The 17,544-nt window shown below is 35.6% G+C and carries 10 protein-coding genes; 5 read left to right on the forward strand and 5 right to left on the reverse strand.

The genetic code is table 11. The annotated features are described in order from the left end of the window. Nucleotides 1–53: 53 nt before the first annotated feature. From ACFSSB_RS08130 to ACFSSB_RS08150, 5 genes are all read right to left on the reverse strand, one after another. A complete protein-coding gene (locus ACFSSB_RS08130) occupies nucleotides 54–1,460 on the reverse strand; it encodes a sulfatase family protein (RefSeq protein WP_379903012.1) in 1,407 nt (468 codons plus the stop codon). A gap of 6 nt (nucleotides 1,461–1,466) precedes the next feature. Then, a complete protein-coding gene (locus ACFSSB_RS08135) occupies nucleotides 1,467–3,011 on the reverse strand; it encodes a sulfatase family protein (RefSeq protein WP_379903014.1) in 1,545 nt (514 codons plus the stop codon). Nucleotides 3,012–3,016: 5 nt separating this feature from the next. Beyond that, nucleotides 3,017–4,126 carry a putative glycoside hydrolase gene (locus ACFSSB_RS08140; RefSeq protein WP_379903016.1) on the reverse strand — a complete coding sequence of 370 codons (1,110 nt, stop codon included), beginning with the start codon at nucleotides 4,124–4,126 and terminating at the stop codon, nucleotides 3,017–3,019. Between the two features lie 56 nt (nucleotides 4,127–4,182). Further along, nucleotides 4,183–5,913: an alpha-L-fucosidase gene (locus tag ACFSSB_RS08145; protein ID WP_379903018.1), complete on the reverse strand. Its 1,731-nt coding sequence runs from the start codon at nucleotides 5,911–5,913 to the stop codon at nucleotides 4,183–4,185. Between the two features lie 145 nt (nucleotides 5,914–6,058). Continuing rightward, nucleotides 6,059–9,184: a TonB-dependent receptor gene (locus ACFSSB_RS08150; protein WP_379903020.1), complete on the reverse strand. Its 3,126-nt coding sequence runs from the start codon at nucleotides 9,182–9,184 to the stop codon at nucleotides 6,059–6,061. A 213-nt stretch (nucleotides 9,185–9,397) separates the two neighbouring features. Between ACFSSB_RS08150 and ACFSSB_RS08155 the strand changes: the two genes are divergently transcribed. Genes ACFSSB_RS08155 through ACFSSB_RS08175 form a run of 5 tightly spaced genes read left to right on the forward strand, consistent with a single transcriptional unit; the run spans nucleotide 9,398 to nucleotide 17,459 of the window. After that, on the forward strand, nucleotides 9,398–10,921 hold the full coding sequence (locus ACFSSB_RS08155) for an alpha-L-fucosidase (protein ID WP_379903022.1): 1,524 nt from the start codon (nucleotides 9,398–9,400) through the stop codon (nucleotides 10,919–10,921). Between the two features lie 21 nt (nucleotides 10,922–10,942). Then, nucleotides 10,943–12,139, forward strand: a complete 1,197-nt coding sequence (locus ACFSSB_RS08160; protein WP_379903024.1) for a putative glycoside hydrolase — start codon at nucleotides 10,943–10,945, stop codon at nucleotides 12,137–12,139. A 29-nt stretch (nucleotides 12,140–12,168) separates the two neighbouring features. Beyond that, nucleotides 12,169–14,040, forward strand: coding sequence for a sulfatase (locus ACFSSB_RS08165; RefSeq protein ID WP_379903026.1), 1,872 nt, complete (start codon nucleotides 12,169–12,171; stop codon nucleotides 14,038–14,040). 16 nt (nucleotides 14,041–14,056) lie between these two features. Next, a complete protein-coding gene (locus ACFSSB_RS08170; protein ID WP_379903028.1) occupies nucleotides 14,057–15,937 on the forward strand; it encodes a sulfatase in 1,881 nt (626 codons plus the stop codon). A 13-nt stretch (nucleotides 15,938–15,950) separates the two neighbouring features. Next, on the forward strand, nucleotides 15,951–17,459 hold the full coding sequence (locus ACFSSB_RS08175) for an arylsulfatase (RefSeq protein WP_379903030.1): 1,509 nt from the start codon (nucleotides 15,951–15,953) through the stop codon (nucleotides 17,457–17,459). The last annotated feature ends 85 nt before the right edge of the window (nucleotides 17,460–17,544 follow it).

The raw sequence follows: 17,544 nt of genomic DNA on the forward strand, positions 1-17,544 counted from the left end.
ACTATTTTTTGAAAGTCTATGGTGTTATTAAATTATTTTTAAGCGTTATTTAGTTATTCCGGAAGTTCTTTTTTCCAATCATACCAAAGTTGTTTAAGTGCATCAACACCTTGTTGATTCGCTTTAGCAACATTATTGTTTTCCTTTGGATCTTCAGAAATATGATAGAGTTCTTCTCTTTTTATTTTGTCGTTAAACAACAGTTTCCAATCGCCTTTTCTAACAGCGCCTTGTGCCCAATGATTGGTATTTTCTCTAGGAAAACGCCATTCCCAAAATAAGGGTTTTGTTCTTGTAAAACTATTGTTTTCTAAAATTGAACTGATATTTTCTCCATCAATTGGATAATCGTTTGGTAATTCGGTTTGCGCTAAACTGGCAAAGGTTGGTAATAAATCTACAGTGGAAAGCACACTAGTAGAATCTACCTTATTTTCTTCAACATGATTTTTCCATTTTACAATAAAAGGCACCACCACACCACCTTGAAAGATATCTACTTTTCGTCCTTTTAAACCTGCTGTAGAACCCGCTTCTTTAGAAGGTCCCCATCCTGCAGGACCATTATCGCTTGAAAAGATAATTAGTGTATTCTCATCTAATCCTAGCTCTGAAATAGAGTCTAATAAGCGTCCTATATGATAATCGGCATCCTTTAAAACCGCATAATAGGTTTCTTTGCTTGGTGACAAGCCTTTAAACGGTTCGCGTTGTGCGTCGGAAGGCCATAACGGTGTATGCGGATCTTTTAACCAAAGGTTGACAAACATGGGTTGCTTTCCTTTATTCTCCTTTATAAAATCTATGGTTTCATCTACAGCTATTCTGCTTGAACTTTGTACCCAAAGGGTATCTTTATCCATAAATCGTGTGGTTGGCCATTTTTGATCGCCTTTCCAAGTGGGCCCATTGCCGTTCCAAACTCTTGTTTCATCATAACCATAGCCTTTCGGTTCTGGTGCTGAAGGATCACCATGAGGTTTACCGCCACCGCCTAAATGCCATTTCCCAAAATGTGCCGTTTTATAACCTGCTTTCTGTAAGGTTTGCGGTAGATAAACCGGAAGGGAATCGTTTAAATAATTAGGCATATTGCGTTTGGCATTAACTTCGTTTCCTGCAAAGTGAGCATGAACACGGTGTCTTGCCGGAAAATGACCTGTTAAAACCGACGCTCGACTTGGAGAACACACTCCACTTGTCACGTGAAACTGACTGTATCGTGTGCCTTCAGCAGCCATTTTATCTAAATTGGGCGTTGCGACTTCTGTATTTCCATACACGCCTAAATCACCATAACCCCAATCATCTGCAAAAATAAAAATGATGTTTGGTCTTGTTTCTTTTTGTTGGCTTACAACCTCTTTTCCAGCTACAGGTTCTTTTTTTGTGCCATTGCAAGAACAGATCGCTAATGCAATACCTAAAAGAATACTAAGTTTTAACCCACTAATTCTCATTCTGTTTTAATTTTTAAACGTTTCTGTTTGTTGTTCTTCGCGTAATGCTGCTGCCAATTCTTTAACTTTTTCAGGGAATTGACTTGCTAAATTGGTGTTTTGCCCCTTATCATTTTTAAGATTGAAGAGTTGCACCGTATCCTTGGCGGTTTTAAAACGTTGTCCTTCTTTAAACCATTTAGGAGTTCTGGTATGGTAACCATCTTTGTTATTGATGTACAACCAATCCCCTTTTCTAATCGCGTATTTAGTTGTCCAAGTATTATGTACCAATTGTTCTCTTACTGGAGAAGGACTTTTGTCTAACCAAAGCTTAGAAAAATTAAAGCTATCATGCTGAAAGTCTTTTGGCAAGTCACTATTAGTCAGTGACGCTAAAGTATTTAGAAGATCTATCTGACTAAACAATTGGGTACTTTTAGAACCCGGTTTAATCTTGTTGGGCCATTTTACAATAAAAGGCACATGGTGTCCGCCTTCATATATATCTCGTTTTACACCTCTAAACGGATGTGAGCTATCATGATCGTAATTTTTAATACGTTCGTAGGCATATTTTTCAGAGCCATTATCGGAAGTAAAAATAACAATGGTATTCTCATCGGCATTAATGCCCTTTAAAGCCTCTAAAATTTGTCCGACCGCATCATCAGTTTGATATACAAAATCGCCATATGGTCCAGCTTCGCTTTTTCCTCTAAATTCTTCATTCGGAATTATTGGCGCGTGTGGCGAAGGAAATGCCATATACAAAAAGAAAGGCTTTTTGGCTTGTTCTTGATTTTTTATAAAGGTCACGGCCTTACGTGTCACGGTTGGTAAGACCTTATAAAAATCCCAATCTTTAACAGCTGGTCCTGGACGTAATTCCCAATTCCCTTCTAAAGCAAAATCCTCTTCAGGATGCTGTAAGGTCAGTGTTGGTGCTGCTGTAACTTTGTTGTTTTCTATCCAGGTATACGGTGGAAAATTAATAGTTCCATCACCAAAATAAGAATCGAAACCTATAGATAATGGACCACCAGGAATGGTTTTATTCCAGTCATAAGCTTGTGCTGGCCAAATGTCAATATTCTTATTTCTTAAAACGGCTTTTTCTTTTTGGGTAAACTCTTTTTTTCGGATAGCTTCCCAGTCCCAACCCAAATGCCATTTCCCAATAGCTGTGGTATGGTAGCCGTTTTGGCTAAGAATATGAGGTAAAGTCACCTGATTTTCTTTAAACACTGAAGATCCCATGGAATGGACAATATCATTAAAATCTCTCCAGTGATAGCGTCCCGATAACAAGGCGTATCGACTTGGGGAACACACCCCAGAAGAACTATGCGCGTCTGTCATTAACAAGCCCTCTTTGGCTAATTGATCGAGATGAGGTGTAGGAATTTTAGATTGTGGATTTTGAATGGCTAAATCGCCAAAACCCATATCATCAGCATAAAATATGATGATGTTGGGTTTGCTATTTTCCGTTACTCCCTTTGTTTTTGGTGGTTTACAAGAGGTGAGCCCTACAAGTATAAAAACAAAAAAGTAAGCTCTAATCTTCATAGTTTTTAGCTTTGTTTTTTCCAGTCTATGGTTGCTTTTTTGTTTTCTAAATCCACCCAAATACTGGCATGTTCGTATTCTCTGGTTAAAATCCAATCGTTGACTTGCATCTCATTCAAGGGTTTCCCTAAAGGTTTCTCAAATTCTGGATACCAGGATAAGGATCCCATTTTCAAACGATACCCCCAATTATAAATAATATAAGAATGTTCTTGAGCTCCTGCTAAAAAAGAAGCGAGTGCAAAGGTTATGTGCGCTTTAGAAATACGTTCTTTCTCTTGGTCTGACTTCGCCATAAAGGTTTTGTTTAACCATGCATTTTCAGGCCAAGTTTTAAACACGACTATTTTACCGCTTTTACCCGCTTGTTCCATTTCCTGAATATCTTGTAGCATACTTTCTTTGGTTCTGCTATTAAAATATCCGAAATGTTCAATCATGATGGCATCGGTATGATCCGGAAAATTATTCCCTACATTTCTAACTGGCGTAGAACGAATACCATTATAAACGATTAATTTATCAGCACCGATTTTAGCTCTAGTTTCTTTAATGAGCTCTTTTAAGCCTTGTTGAATCGCGTCAAATTTCTCTGTTCCCCACAATTGTTTATTTCCAGGGTTAGTAACTTGCACTAAGGCATCAAAAAAGACTCCATCGACATTAGGGTTATCTAAATTATCTTTAGCAACATTAGACCACCAATCTCTGAATTCTGGATTAGATAAATCATAGCGTTTTATTCTATTATTTTTTAAATCAACAGCTCCCGTTTTTGTTTTAAGCCACCACTCTGATTGTTTTTGATACGCTTTATGCGCTCTATACATATCATAATCTAAAAACGCATTCCAATAGAATACTACTTTTAGGTTTGGATTTAAGTCTTTTAAAACCTTAGCATCCTCTGCAATGGCATCTTCAGAATATTTGTATTTAGGAAAACCATGGGCTTTTTCTAAAACTACAAAATTAGAACGCTCGGCAATAAACTGAGCTTCAGATGGCGTTAACAAATCCCCTTTTTTTCCAAAGTGAAAAGCCACAGGAACTTTATCCCAACTGAAAGCAGGATAATGCTCATTATTTTGAGAAAATGCTACTTGGCATATCACCAATGCAATTAAACAAAGACTTTTTGGTAAAAAAGGAAACTTCATGATACCTAAATTTATTTTATTGGTAAAATTTTAATAGATTTTAAACTTGATGTGTTGGCATCACCTTCAACCAATGAGGTTTTAATGGTATGCTTTCCTGCCGTTTTAAACTCTAATATACCCATTCTACGGTAAGCGTACTTGTCTGTTGCAGCTTGTTGGTTTTGGACTTTTATACCTTCGTCTGTGGTGGTTTTCCAAACTAAACGTCCTTCGCCTTTATATTCTAAATCTAAATAGTAATAGCCTGGTTGTTGTACATTCACTTCCCAAGTTACCGTACCGTTTTCTTCCCAATTACTTACTTGGTTAGCGTGTTTCCATTCACCAAATTTTTCCATCCATCGAACATTCTTTTGTTCGGCACCTTCAGCAACTCCAAACTCGGTTAATAATCGTGTTGGAACATTAGGATAAACCCCTAAGTTGGTTTCTACAATAGCATCTGTGTCTTCAAGTTGAACTTGAATTACAGAAATCAATTCTTCAGGTGCTTTATAAGGTACATCAATCACCAACCAATCATTTTCCATAGTGTATGTTAAAGCACTGCTTTGGTCTCCATCTAAAAGTGCAATGTTTTTCACCTTAGATTTTAAACCTGGTAAATATAATTTACCATCTGTTGGCCATTGCCCTACAGATAAATAAAGTGACTCATTATTAGTAGTAACATCTCCCCATGGTAAGGCGTAACCCCAAGGTGAACTTCCTGCATCATATACTACTTGTGGATATTTTTGTATCCAACGACCTGATTCTTGTAAAAATTCAATTCCTATATTTGGAATAGCACCACTACTATCTGGACCCACATTAAATAAATAAGATCCTCCACGAGCTACCGTTTCAATAACACGACCTAAAATTTTCTTAGGGCTTTTAAAGTTGTTATCATACCAAGCGTATGACCAAGAATCGTTATTCGTATCACAGGTTTCCCAAAGTCCTTCAACATTACGTGTTGGCACTTCCATATCTCCTATACTAGCATAGTCTCCCATACCATAACCTACACGACTACACATCATAGCATTAGGTTGTAATTCTCTTACCATATCAGCTAATTCTACCACATATTCTTTTGGCATATCACCAGGTGTATCAAACCACACGAAATCTATGTCTCCATAATTAGTACATATTTCTTTAACTTGAGGTTTACATTTATTGTAGAAATAGTCTTTGAAGTCTACTTTATTTCCATTTTCATCAACTTCTGGGCCTCTAGTTCCTCCTGGAGCGGTCCAATCTTGATTATGCGAATAATAAAATCCGAACCCAAGACCTAATTCTTTACAAGCTGCAGACAACTCATGCATAGGATCTCTACCAAATGGCGTTGCATCTACAATATTGAAGTCACTTGCTTCAGAATCGAACATCGCAAATCCTTCATGATGCTTACTGGTAATGATGATATATTTCATACCTGCATCTTTAGCCAATTGTGCTATTTGCTTGGCATCAAATTCGGTAGGATTAAAGGTTTTAGCGGTTTCCATATATTTTTCTGGTGCAATATTGGCCACACGCTTGCTCATTAACCATTCTCCAATACCATAATAGGTTTTATCTTCCCATACTCCACCAAGGTTTGAGAATAAACCCCAATGAATAAACATTCCGTAATTTCCTTCATCAAACAACTTCGCTTTTCCACTTTTTAAAGCATCACCAGAAACTGTAGTTTCTCCCCACATTTCTTCCATTCCCTTTTTATCTTTTTCTTGAGAATGCATGTTTAGAATACCTAAAAACATTACTATAGCGGAAAACATTAAACATTTATTATTAAACATATGCGAACTTTTATTAATTTTTATTTCTTTTTAAATGGGATAAAACACCCTCTTTCTTGATTTTTATAATTTTCTTATTTTTAGATTATAGTCTGTATCTCAACCCAATTTTCCATGTAGGAGTTCTTCGGTAATAAGATGTTAAGTTTTGAGGATCATCTCCAATATATCTTCTGGTATCTTCTCCTGTAAGGTTACTTACTCCAGCACTTGCTTGTAAGCCTTTTATGATATTATATTTTAAATTGATACCTAATAACGTTGTACCTTCGGTATAATGTGCTTCATCTGCACGTGTAGATCCAATACCTCCTAAATTACTTAGGTAATTACTTCTGTAAGCAGCTGTAAACCTAAAAGAGAAACCGTATTTTTCATAATACATAACCGTATTAAAATTATGTTTTGAAGTACCAGGAAAACCATTTGTTGCATCACCAACAGCTCCATCAAAATTACTTTCAACAAAAGAATAATTTGCACGCAAACCAAAACCGCTAGCAAAACCTGGTAAAAATGTAAAGTGATGATTAAAACCTATTTCAAAACCATACAATTGTGCATTTGTAATATTGATAGGTGTAGAAATATCAAATAATAAATCTTCTTGACCTGCAGGTATTGCTATACCCAATTCTTCTACTCCTGGATAAGCCTGATCATTAAGTGTTTGTCTTCCTATATAATTTCTAATGTCTTTAAAGAAAACACTACCAACTATAGCGCCACCATTTTTGCTATACAACTCAAATGTTGTATCATACATCCATGCACTGTAAGGTTTTAAATTTGGATTTCCAGAAGTAATTGTTCCTCTATATAAACTAGTTGCTAAATTAGGCTCATAGTCAGGTGAACTTGGATTAAAAATTTCAGAAGTAGGATCTAAATACGTTACTTCATTACTTGGCATCATGTCTCTATATTTTGGTCTTGATGCTCCTCTAGCAGCGCTAAATCTTAAGTTAAAATTTCTTTTTATTTTAAAATTAGCATTAAAAGTAGGTAATATATCCCATCTAGAATTTTCTACCTCATGGTATAATGCTTCATTTACAACACTTACCGTTTCTGCAATAGGGTCAAATTGTTCTACTCCAGTAAATCCACTAGATTCATTTATTGTATTAATTGCTCGTACTCCAAAATTTAAAACTACAGGCACATTAAAAATTCTTGCTTTTGCATCTACTTGCGCATAAGTAGAAAAACTTTTCTCTATAGCACCATAAGATTTTGCAGGATTAAATTGCAGATTATCTACGTCAGAAACCAATTCATTTAAAGGTGTATCAAAATCAAAAACACCTGCACCATCTAAACTATCAAATCCTGGAGTTATATCTAAGACTTCATTTCCAGGAATATTAATCCATTGATCTAAACCTGTTTCTCCGTATAGAAAATCTCCTGGAACATAATAATTGTTAATAGAAGTAAGATCTAAAAATTGCTGATTTTGCGCTTCTGTATAATCGCCATATATATCTCCTGCATCTCCTTGCGCTTCTCTTGCTTCAAAATCTGTAACTGCAGATCTAGCACCTAAAGTAAATTTCACCTTTTTATTTAACTCATACTCTACATCTATTCTAGATGCATAGTTGTATCCTTTGGTTCTAATATGTCTTTTTGAAGCAGACAATAAACTAAATGCCGTTGGGTCATAAATTTCATCTGGCACTCCATATTGAGGAAAGTATCCTCTTAAATCTAAACTAAAAGCGCTATTATCATAGTCTTGTCCTTTTAGTCTTGATGTTATTTGTGTTAAGTCTTGGAAATAATCTAAATTAGAATAAGACAAATCAAAACCAAAAACCAACTTATCTGATTCTTTATATTTTGTATTTAAACCAATAATATTATTAGTAGTGTTATTGTCATAAAATTGATTTTTATTTTGAATATTTACTCTAGATTGGTTAGCACCTGCTCCATCAATATAAGCTAGATTATTACCATTAAAAGCAAGACTTCCTGGAGTAAAGAAGTTATCAGCTCCTAATATACCATTACTATCACCACCTGCAGCCATTGACATTTGGAATTGTTGTCTGTCTGAAGCAGCTTGCAATCTTGTTAAGGTATAATCTAATAAAAACTCTAATTTTTTGGTTGGTTTATATTGAATTGCCGCAGATATAGCTAATTGCTCTCTATAATCTTTTCTAACTACATTATTAATAGTTGCTGGCACCAAGATATTTTCGTAAACATTTTCACCTTCTTCAAAAGAACCATCACTGTCAGTATCTTCATAAAAATCAACAAATCTATAACCTCGCATTCCTGCTTCTTCACGTAACCTAAAATCATCTGCATACACTACAGAAACAGCAGCACCTAGTTTGTCATTTATTTTAGCACCAAAAACTCCTGAGTACCTTTTATCAAAATCAATATTCTTAAACTCAGCCTCGCTATCTCCTCTTAGATTAAAACTAGCGAAATAGTTTTTTCCCTTTTTATATCTTTTATCTAATGGTCTTAAAGTCTGAAAATCTACAGTTCCACCAATATCTGTAGCTATTTCTTTTGCTTGTGATGTTTTATGAATTCTAGCTCCATTAATAATTTCAGTAGGAATAACATTCAAGTTAAATTTTCTAAAATCGGATTTTCCTTCATTTCCTGCAGAAATTGGAGCACGTCCATTCATAGTAATTTTAACAAACTGCGGACCTATACCTCTAATAGAAACTCTGTCTCCTGAAACACCATCGTCATTTCGCTCTATTTGCACACCTGCAACTCTTTGTAAAGCATCTGTTACATTACTATCTGAAAAACTACCAATATCTTCTGGCGTAATAGCCTCTATAACTGTAGCTGCTTCTCTTTTTTCTTTAACAGCTTTCAATTGCGAACTTCTAATACCTGTTGTTACAACTACTTCATCTAAAGATTCTGTATCTGTTTCCATCTTAACATTTACGATGCTTTTTCCTGCAACAACCTTTTCTACAGTTTTAAAACCTACATAAGAAAAAACCAATACAGCATCTGCATTATTTAATTCTAAAGTATAATACCCATCCATATCAGACATGGTACCATTACTCGTTCCTTTTTCTATAACACTTGCTCCAGGCAAAGGAATATTATCTTTATCAATAATTTTACCAGTAATAGCTTGCTCTTGTGCAAAGCCAATAAAGCATTGCAGTAAAAACAAAAACATTAAACTTTTAGAAATATTTTTTTTCATGATTTGAAGGGTTAGTTCGTATGCTTACAAATATGTGACAAATAAGAGAATTCAACTTGCTCATTTCGTTTTTAAATTTTCTCATTTCAACCAAACCCTTTAAATATTGGCAGTCTCGGCATATTTGAAATTTTACAGCAACAAAATGACAGATTAGAGAAGCGTTTATAAATAAGTAAATAGTTACTTTGTTTATCTGATAAATAAAAACCCATGTCTCTTAAAAAAAACTCAAGTATTCTTTTTTTTCTACTAAGCACTTGTTTTTCTTTTGCCCAAACAAAACAGGCTCAAAAACCCATTGAAGCCAATTGGGAATCTATGGCAGCCAACTATCACGTACCAGAATGGTTTCAAGATGGTAAAATTGGCGTATGGATGCATTGGGGAATTCCGTCATCAATCGATGAAAATAGACCCGAAGATGGATCGCATTACGGAAGACGCATGTATGGTGATGAAGATTATGATGCCAGAAATGAACCCGACAGATTGCGAACCGTAAAATTATCGGAATGGCATGAAAAACGTTACGGAAATCCTTCAGAGTTTGGTTACGAAAAATTTATCGCAGATTTTAAAGCTGAAAATTTTGACGCTAATGCCATCGTCAAATTTGTTAAAGATTGTGGTGCACGCTTTATCATGCCAGTCGCTACACATCACGATAATTTTGACATGTATGATTCCTTCTTCCCTTGGAATGCCGTAAACATGGGACCAAAAAGAGATATTCTTAGAGAATGGAAAGATGCGGCCTACAAGCATGATTTAAAATTCGGTGTATCTACACATTTATATTGGTCACCACGCTTTTTTAGAACGGCTAGAAAATTTCAAAAAGAAGGTACAGCAGCTTGGGACTTTTTCAATATGGATTATGACACCTATAAGTTTGCTAGCCAAGATAGCTGGAACCAACATTGGTACAAACGCTCTTGGGATTTAATCGAAAAGTATGATCCGGATATGTTTAACAACGATTCGCCATATCCTAAAATAGGTTCAGGTAAAGGCTTAGGGGTGAAACTATTCTCAGCGTATTTAAATAGAGATTTAAAAGAAAACAAGGGCAAACAAACCACTGTTTTATCCTTTAAAAACACCAAAGAAAACAAAGCCGCATTTACCTATAATTTAGAGCGTGGTATGTTTGGTGAGCTTCAAGAACACCCTTGGATTTGGGCAACCGATTTATCAGGAAGTTGGTTTTACCGCAAGAACTCGTTTACCCGTATGTCCTTGCCTGTTTTAATTGGCAATGCTATTGATGCTATTAGTAAAAATGGTGCCGTTATGATTAATATTGCTTTAAAAGGCGATGGGACTATTCCTGAAAACCAAAAACAAATGCTTAGCGCTTTTGGCGCTTTTGTTAAGCATAACCAAGAAGGTATTTACAATACCAGACCATGGAAAACCTTTGGCGAAGGTCCTTTAGAGATTGTAACTAAACGCGCAGGAGAAAACCTAAAACCCTTTTCTGAAAAAGACATTCGTTTTACCACAAAAGACGATAATATTTATGCTTTTGTTTTGTCAACACCAACCGAAGATATCTTAATTAAAACCCTGAAAAAAGACGGCCTTTTAGAAAAAAACATCAAAAAGATACAATTATTAGGGAGCGATCAAACCATTAGCTGGAAACGCAGTAAAGAAGGCTTATTAATTACACACAACTTTACAACGCTACCAAATCAATCAGCGCTATGCTTTAAAATAATCACGGAATAGTTAAAATTTAGAACAAGATTAATGCATTACAAATCGTCCATTTTATTGCTTTTACTAGCCGTTTTTTTAACGGCCTGTGCTGCGCATAAACAAGAAACGGTTGTGGTAAAACAGAAATTACCAGACTTTTCTTGGGATACAATGCCCTTGTATATGCATTTGCGTAAATCAACGGCCTTCAACAGAAAGGAACTGAAATACCTTTCAAAATTCCCGTTAATTACCTTTGAAAAAACAACAGGAAGTAAAACTTACGGATCTGCAGAAAAAGGAACGCTAAAAGCAGCCAAAGCGGTAAAAAAAATAAATCCGGAAGCCACTATATTATACTATAAAAACGTAGTCGTTAATTGGGGCGGTTATAAGGAAGACAAAGCCTTTTTAAAACAACATCCCGACGCGTTATTGGTAAACAAAAACGGTAAAAAAGCTTTAATGCCTAATAAGAGAACGGGCTTTTTTGATATCTCTAAAGATTATGTTCGTGCGTATTGGTTAAATCATGTAAAAAATAGCACTGAAAACCCATATATTGACGGGGTGTTTCTAGATGCTAATATTAAAGTTTTAGTGCCTACGTTCTTTAGTAATCGTGTTGGTGAAGCCAAACAACAAGCTATTGAATCGGGTTACTTAAGGATGATGTCCGATCTAAATACCCAATTAGGAAAGGACAACTTACTGCTTGCGAATATGCTTCGTGTACGTCCCGAGTTTAAAGATTCAGGCAAAGACTATATGAAATTCTTTGATGGCTCTTATATTGAAGGCTTTGAGCATGAGAGTTTTGGCATGACTTATGAAGATTATCTTGCTAAAGGTATTGAAGCGGTTCAGAAATCAGCTCGAGAAGGTAAAGTTATTGCCATGTCTCTTGGCATAGGGAAAGCTTTAGAGAACGAAAATGTAGGTATGGATGATGTTAGAGCACGCTTAACCAAACATGAGAATGGTGATGATGACCTTAGTAAACGTATTGATTATCTATTGGCCATTTTTCTAGTTTGTGCCGAAAAATACAGTTACGTTTATCCTCATGATGGTTATGATGTTAACAGGTCTGCTATCTGGTTAAAAACCTTTCCGCAGTACAATAAAAAATTAGGAGCACCAAAAGGCTATGCGCAACGCGACGGCTATATTTACACACGCGCTTTTGAACACCTAGATGTTTGGCTCGATATTAAAAACCAAACCGCTCAATTACACTGGAAATAAACTAAAAACTAAATATTTATACATAAAAAATGAAATCACTTTTAACAACGCTTACCATTTTATTGTGTTTTACTAATCATGCCATTAGTCAAAACAAAAGCAGTATAGACAAACCTAATATTGTTATCTTTTATGTAGATGATTTAGGTTGGCAAGATTCAGAACTGAATGATTTAGATGAACCCACACCTTGGGAAACACCTAATATGGTAGCACTCGCAAAAGAAGGTATTAATTTTACCAATGCCTATTCGCCTGCTCCTACTTGTGCGCCATCAAGAGCAGCAATGCTTTCGGGATTACATCCTACTAAAACTGGTGTAACGCACGTGAGTGGCGGAACTGCACCTAAAAGCACTAAACGCTCTAAATATGTAACGCCATTCTACCCTATTGGTTTAATGCCTGAGAATTTCACCATTGCAGAAGCCTTAAAAATGAATGGTTATACCACAGGTCATGTTGGAAAATGGCACGTTGGAGCGCTTGACATTCAGAAATCAACCAAACAAGGTTTCGATTTTGCATACGAATCTAGAGGTGCACACCAAGGGCCTAAGAGAGAAAAGAACCGTGTAAACAATTTTGCAACTCACGATGAAGGTGATCGTTACCGTTTAAGTGATGAAAAATATCCTCCGTTTACGAAATCATCTCCTAACGGAATTTCTTATCCAAAGGATATGGTGACCGAAAAAGCTCTTGAATTTATTTCAACAAGTAAAGACGAACCGTTCTTTTTATACCTAGCACATTGGTTGGTACATGCGCCAATTCACACGAAGAACAAGGAATTATTACAATATTACAGTGATAAATTAGGGATTGAAATGCCTACAAAAGATATCCCGATTAAAACAGGAGGCCAAACCAATCCATTTTACGGTTCTATGGTTACCTCTTTAGATTGGAGTTTAGGACGTATAGTAGATTTATTAAAAACCACCGACGATCCAAGACATCCTGGTAAAAAATTAATTGAAACGACTTATATCATTTTCTCTTCAGATAACGGAGGTGTTGAAAAAGCCAATGGAGATATCGTTACGGATAACTTCCCGTTAGATCAAGGAAAAAAGTACGCCCAAGAAGGTGGTATTAGAGTGCCTATGGTAATTGCTGGTCCTCAAATTCCTAAAGGAGAAACTAAAGATGTATTGATTAATCAATTAGACTTTTTTCCAACAGTATTAAACCTTACCAACAGTACAGTACCTGAAAAGTACAGTTCAGAGTTTGATGGTTTAGATATTTCTGGGGTTTTATTAGATAATGACAAAGAAGTAGCGGACAAAAACGGAAACGCAAGAGAAGATTTATGGTGGCACTTTCCACATAACACGGATTCTCAAATGCAATCTGCGATAAGACATGGTGATTATAAGTTATACAAAAACTTAATTCCAGGAACCTATGAATTATACCGTTTATACAAAAATGGTAAAAGAGAAGATTTAGAAGAGAAATTTGATATTGCTAAAGACAACCCAAAAGTGGTTAAAGATTTAGCGGCAAGATTAGAAAAATATCTAGAGGAATATAATGCACAATTCCCTTATAAGAACCCTTCAAAATTCAAGGCTGAAGAAACTGCGTCTATTCCAGTAATTGTTAACGATACTTATGATGCTGAATCGCGTAAAGCAACCATCACATTAGAAAAAGGAAAATCTGATGTTGTAGAACCTTATGTTTTAATTCGAATTGCGAATAAATCGGCATTAAAAAAGAAAGGAAAACTAAAAAAGCATTCTACAACCTTTATAAAAGTACCTTTAGAAGCGAGCAAAAACAATTTAGAATACACCTACACTGTACCTGAAAACATTATGGAATATGGGTTTGTTTTAATTGATGAAAATCAATTTATGGTTCAAAGTGAATTCCGTAGAATCAACTAAAAAATTAAGCTTTAAAATGAAATACAATAAATTAGTCGCAGCCCTAGTTTTTCTAGCGTTCTTTTCCTCAAACTATAGTCACAGTCAGGAAAACGATTTAATAAAACCGAACATCATCATTTTTTATGCTGATGATTTAGGTTGGCAAGATGTAGAATTAAATGATTTAGATGAGCCTTGTGCATGGGATACTCCAAACATCAAAGAGTTAGCAAAAGACGCCATTAATTTTACCAATGGCTACTCGCCTGCTCCAACTTGTGCACCTTCACGATGTGCTATTTTAACGGGATTACATCCTGCAAAAACAGGCATAACGAATGTGAGCGGTGGGAAAATTCCAAAAGCACATAGATCGTCTCAATATATTAGTCCTTATTTCCCAGAAGGTTTAATGCCTGAACATTTCACTATTGCGGAAGCTTTAAAAATGAACGGTTATAAAACAGGACACGTGGGAAAATGGCATGCAGGACACTTACAAATTCAAAGTTCTACCAATCAAGGTTTCGATTTTGCGCACGAATCTCGTGGTGCACACCAAGGCCCAAAAGGTAAAAACAACAGAACCAATTTTTTTGCCACGCATGATGAAGACGACAAATACCAATTAAGTGAAGAGAAATACTTTCCTTTTACTGAGGCATCGCCTAATGGTATTTCGTATCCTAAAGATGCGGTTACTGAAAACGCGCTTCAATTTATTAAAGACAATAAAGAAGAACCGTTCTTTTTATACCTCGCACACTGGATGGTACATTACCCAATTCACACTAAAAACCGTGAATTATTACAATATTATTGCGATAAATTAGGCGTAGATTTCCCAATCGAAGATGTTCCCATGACTTCAGGAGGCCAAACCAATCCTTATTTTGGAGCGATGGTAACTACCTTAGACTGGAGTTTAGGACGTGTGGTAGATTTATTAAAAACCACAGACGACCCAAGGAATCCTGGTAAGAAATTATACGAGACCACTTATATCTTTTTCTCTTCGGATAACGGAGGAGCTGAACAGCGTAAAACAGAAATCATGTCTGATAACGCGCCTTTAGATAAAGGTAAAAAATACACCGAAGAAGGTGGTATTAGAGTGCCAATGCTTATTTCTGGTCCAAACATTGCCAAAGGACAAACACAGGATATGTTAATCAATCAGTTAGATTATTTTCCAACCATATTAAATCTTACCAACAGCCAAATCCCTTCAGAATACAGTTCTGATTTTGATGGTTTAGATATTTCAAACGTTCTATTAGAAGGAAAAAGCGAAGTCAAAGATAACGACGGAAACGTTAGAGAAGATTTATGGTGGCACTATCCTTATGGTCTTGAGCATCAAAACCAATCGGCTATACGCTCTGGAGATTATAAATTGTATAAGAAATTTATGACTGGTGAATATCTGTTATATCGCTTATATAAAAATGGCAAACGTCACGATTTAGAAGAGCAACACAATATTGCTAAAGACGAGCCAAAAATCGCAAAAGCCTTATCTGAAAAATTAGAACAATACATCAAAGATTACGATGCTAAGTTGCCGTATAAGGAGCCTTCAAAATTTAAAAGTGATAAGCATGTTGCTGCTATTCCTGTGATTGCAACGAATACCTTTAACGCAGCATCTCGTAAAGTAACAGCACAATTAGAACAAGGCAAATCTAATGTGATTGAAAGCTATGCGCTTGTAAAAATTTCAGATCCTGTTAAGAGAACAAACAAAGGCAAGAAGAAAAAAGTAAGGTCTACCTACTTAAAAGTCCCTGTAAATATTAGCAATAATGGTTTAGAATTCAGCTATTCCGTTCCGGAAGAGGCTATAGAATACGGACTCATTTTAATTGATGAAAACCGTTTTATGGTAAAAAGTGAGTTTCAAAAAGTTAAATAATTAAGTGTTGAAGATGAAAATAGGAATCATAAAATATAGCGTTATATGCTGTTGCTTGTGTTTCCTATTTTTTATTCAAACCACTAATGGGCAAACGTTTTCTAAAGTTTTAAAAAACAGCAGACCCAACATCATCTTCGTAATGACCGATGATCAAGGTATGGGCGATTTGTCTTGTATGGGAAATGAAGTCGTAAAAACCCCAAACATTGATGCGTTTTATCAAAAATCAACACGTTTTACAGAATATCATGTAAGTCCTACTTGTGCACCAACACGAGCTGCAATTATGAGTGGTCGACACGAATTTAGAGTTGGCGTCACCCACACTATTTTAGAACGAGAACGTATGGCTTTAGATGTATACACGCTTCCTGAAGCCTTGCAATCTGCAGGCTATAAAACCGGATTATTTGGTAAATGGCATTTGGGAGATGCTGAAGACTATTTGCCACAAAATAGGGGTTTCAACGAAGTGTTGATGCATGGAGGTGGTGGAATTGGTCAAGTAAATCTTGGAGATTTCCCACCGAATAAAGACAATGTGTATTTTGATAATGTTTTGCTTCATAATGAAACCATTGTAAAAACTAAAGGCTTTTGTACAGATGTGTTTTTTGATGCCGCTATGGCTTGGCTCAAAGAGAACATAGATAAACAACAACAGTATTTCACCTATGTTTCTTTAAATGCACCACATGCTCCTCTGGTGGCACCTGAAAATTATAAAAAACGCTTTCTAGAGTTAGGCTATGATGAAGGCACTGCGAGTAGATATGGCATGATTGAAAACATCGATGATAACTTCGGAAGGTTGATGAGCAAGCTTGAAGAGTGGAATGTTTTAGAAAACACCCTAGTTATTTTTACGACAGATAATGGCGCCACACATTTAAGAGGCACTTTAAATGGCGAAAAGATAAAACATTTTAATGCCAACCTTAAAGGTGGGAAAAACTCACCAAATGAAGGTGGTAATCATGTTCCTTTTTTTATGTATTGGAAAGGTGTTTTAACGGAAGGCAAAGACATCAATCAGCTTACCGCTCATATTGATTTATATCCAACGTTTGCAGAATTAGTAGGAGCGAAATTACCAGAAGATATGAAAGATTTAGAAGGTTTATCTTTAATTCCTTTATTAGAAAACACAGCAATAAATTGGGAAGATCGCTTATTATTTACACATTGCGGACGCTGGAAAACAGGTATGGTAAACACGGCTAAATTCACTAAAATGGCGATTAGAAGCCAAAAATGGCGCTTTGTGAATAATACCGAATTGTATGATATCATTAACGATCCTGGAGAGCGTCATAATGTAGCAGCAGAACATCCAGATGTGATTGCAAAATTTCAAGAACCTTATAATGAATGGTGGTCCAATTCTATTCCTTTGATGATAAATGAAAATAGAAAAAGAGTAAAGGAACAACCACTTCACACAAAATATTATAAACAACTAGAAGCAGAAGGAATTCCAAATTGGAATCCAGAAGATGCAATTACAGAAAAAAACTAGAAAACAACATGTAATAATTTCGAATATATCTAAAGCAGTTTAAATTATTTAAATAAGACATATTTTAGATTGAATTAGATATGAC

Source organism: Lacinutrix gracilariae, from assembly GCF_042684485.1.
GTDB lineage: Bacteria > Bacteroidota > Bacteroidia > Flavobacteriales > Flavobacteriaceae > Oceanihabitans > Oceanihabitans gracilariae.